Below are 2,754 nucleotides of genomic sequence, written 5' to 3'. Positions count from 1 at the left end.
CTTTTACCTTTGCACCCAGGAATCAAGTTAGGATATTTGGTTAATGGGTGTTAAGGTGAACTATCTTTCTTTCAAGGTATGCCCTTTCTCATGTCATAGTCCTTATATAATCCAGCCAACTTTCTTGATTCCATTTAACTATTAAATGTCAAAATTATGGATAAAGAACTTTACATAGGCGTGGATGTCTCAAAGCAGACTCTCGACCTTGCTTATTATGACGGAGAAAGCATTGATTGGAAGAAAGCCCATATAAAGGTGAGCAACAACAATGCAGGTTTCAAGAAAATTGGTTCATGGGTGGCAAAGGTAAGCAAGGGGGTTGATATAGTCTTGTTCTGTATGGAATATACAGGACTTTACACCCAAAACTTTAGACTGTGGTTGGAAGAGAAACATTATATTTATAGGATGGTGGAACCTCGCAAGATGCATCGCTTTGAGCCAGACTTGGATGATGGACTGCGTTCGCTCGACCGCATCAAGACTGACGAGCTTGATTCTTTCCGCATAGCCATTTACTGTGAGCAGAACCACAGAAAGATTCTTCGCAACCCATCAAAACTTCCTCCTCCTGTATATTTTAAGTTGAAGAGGCTTTTGGCGGAACGCAAGCAGACAGTCAAGCAGTCAGTCCTTTACAAGCAGCAGCTTCATGATATATGTGCGTATGACACAGATTTGTCTGTGGAACGTAAGAATGGGCAACTTAAAACGCTCAATGATGCACTTAAAGGCATAGACAATGAAATTGACATGTACATAAAAGAAGATGCGGACATCAGCAAGAACTTTTCCCTGCTGACATCAATACCTGGTATTGGGCGTGTTGTCGCACTTGAAACCATTGTCTTGACCGAAAACTTCATGGCAATAGATAACCCACGTAAATACGCTTGCTATATTGGTGTCGCTCCTTTCAAGAAAGAATCTGGTACATCTGTGAGAAAAGGCTCGTCAGTCTCTAAGAAAGGTTTTAAACAGGCAAAGGCAGATTTGTCCATTGCCTGTTTGGTTTGCATGCAGCACATTCCGAACATCAGAGATTACTGGGAACGCAAGAGAAAGGAGAAATGCAGTGGAATAGTGTTTAATGCAATCAAGTTTAAGATGATACTCCGTATGTTTGCCGTTATAAAACGAGGTACTCCGTATGTGGAGACGGACAATTATCGAAATGGGAAAAACAAGCAACCAGGAGTGAACTAACAGTGTTTTAAGACCATCACTATACCATGATAGAGTCTCTTGGTTGCTTTTGGCACTACCTTTGCGAGGAATCCTCAAAAGGAAGGAACTCCAGACAGAGGTAGTGAACTTTTTAATCTTAGGCAAAGCCCTTTCCCTTGATATAGTCTCCTCTGCCCGAAATGTCAGACTCAGTGCCTTTTAGGGAATTAGCTGTCCGTCCCAGCTTTTAAAAGATTTGGCTTATCCTGACATAGAGAGTTCCTTTCGTAAAGCGGTGCAAAGATATGAAAAATAAATCATTTGTAGGCATTGACATCTCTAAAAATGTCATAGATGTATCTATATTTCGTGAGGACACCAACATCAAAATGTTCCCTCATGAGGTGTTCAACAACACTCGCAAGGGATTTGGCGATATGTGCTCATGGCTCAAAAAGAGCCGTGTGGTACTTTCCCAAGCCCTGTTTGGCATGGAATTTACAGGTTGCTACTCCTTGGACTTGGAAAAATTCCTCACGTCCAAGAATTACTCTTTCTGTATGCTTAGTACACGTATAGTAAAACATCATCCTATGGGGACAATAGATAAGCGAGACAAGAATGACTCTGCAAAGATAGCTGACTTCCTCTATCGTTATGATGGCACGGAATGTGCCAAGCCATACAAGTTGCCAAGCAAGGCTATGCAACAATTGAAGCAACTTGTCAATGAGCGTAAGTTCCTTGTGGAGCAACGGACAAACTTTATGAACCGAATGCAGATGTTTGAAACGAAAGAGGATTCTGCCATGTATGAGAGCTACATTAAAAAGCTCAATCATGACATTGAGAAGATAGATCAGGAAGAGTGTGAATTAATGTCCAAGGAGGAAGATGTCTTTGACACTTTTCAGAATCTGTTGACGATACCAGGAATTGGTTTTGTCAATGCAACAAACATAATTGCCATCACACGAAACTTTACCGCTTTTGACACAGCTCGGCAATATGCGAGATATGTTGGCGTAGCTCCATGCAGTCACACTTCTGGTACCAGTGTGAAATGGCGTGCCCGACCTTCCGCACACTGTAACGGTCAAGTGAAAGCTGACCTGTCTATGGCGGCATTGAGAGCTGTTGAGTACGATGTGGAAATGCAAATGTTTTATAATCGAAAGTTAGAAGGCAGAAAAGATTCTGATACTAAGCGTAAGGCATTGAATGCCGTCAAGTTTAAGCTCATTCGCAGAATGTTTGCCATAGGCAAACAAAAGAGAAAATGGGAAGTGTTGAACACCTCTGACGACGGAAAGAACTTACATATTGAAAAGTCCAAAGCAAGTGAACTATGACAATGTACCATTGTCTCTTATAGTCTTGTGAGGACAGATACGGATAACTAATTAGGAATCGAGCAAAAAGCTATTAAAAGAAAGAGTTCCGTATCGTTTTTTGTAACAGAAAAGTCAAAAAATGTCTTCTTCTGCTACAGGGGTAGGTATGCCTATATGCTTTCTGGGGGCTATTTTGCTTATTTTAACACAAAAAAGCTCTCAAAAATTTGGTGATGTCTTAGGAATCATG

The 2,754-nt window shown here is 41.0% G+C and carries 2 protein-coding genes; both read left to right on the top strand.

Features of this window, described 5'->3' with window-relative positions:
* The first annotated feature begins 156 nt into the window (after positions 1–156).
* A complete protein-coding gene (locus tag F7D47_RS09925; RefSeq protein WP_117678397.1) occupies positions 157–1,209 on the top strand; it encodes a transposase in 1,053 nt (350 codons plus the stop codon).
* Between the two features lie 266 nt (positions 1,210–1,475).
* Positions 1,476–2,522, top strand: coding sequence for an IS110 family transposase (locus F7D47_RS09920; protein ID WP_153085441.1), 1,047 nt, complete (start codon positions 1,476–1,478; stop codon positions 2,520–2,522).
* The last annotated feature ends 232 nt before the right edge of the window (positions 2,523–2,754 follow it).

This window comes from Segatella copri (genome assembly GCF_009494835.1).
In the GTDB taxonomy this organism is placed as follows: Bacteria; Bacteroidota; Bacteroidia; order Bacteroidales; family Bacteroidaceae; genus Prevotella; species Prevotella copri_F.
The sequence above is the reverse complement of the archived record's forward strand: the minus strand, read 5'-3'. Positions and strand labels throughout refer to the sequence as shown.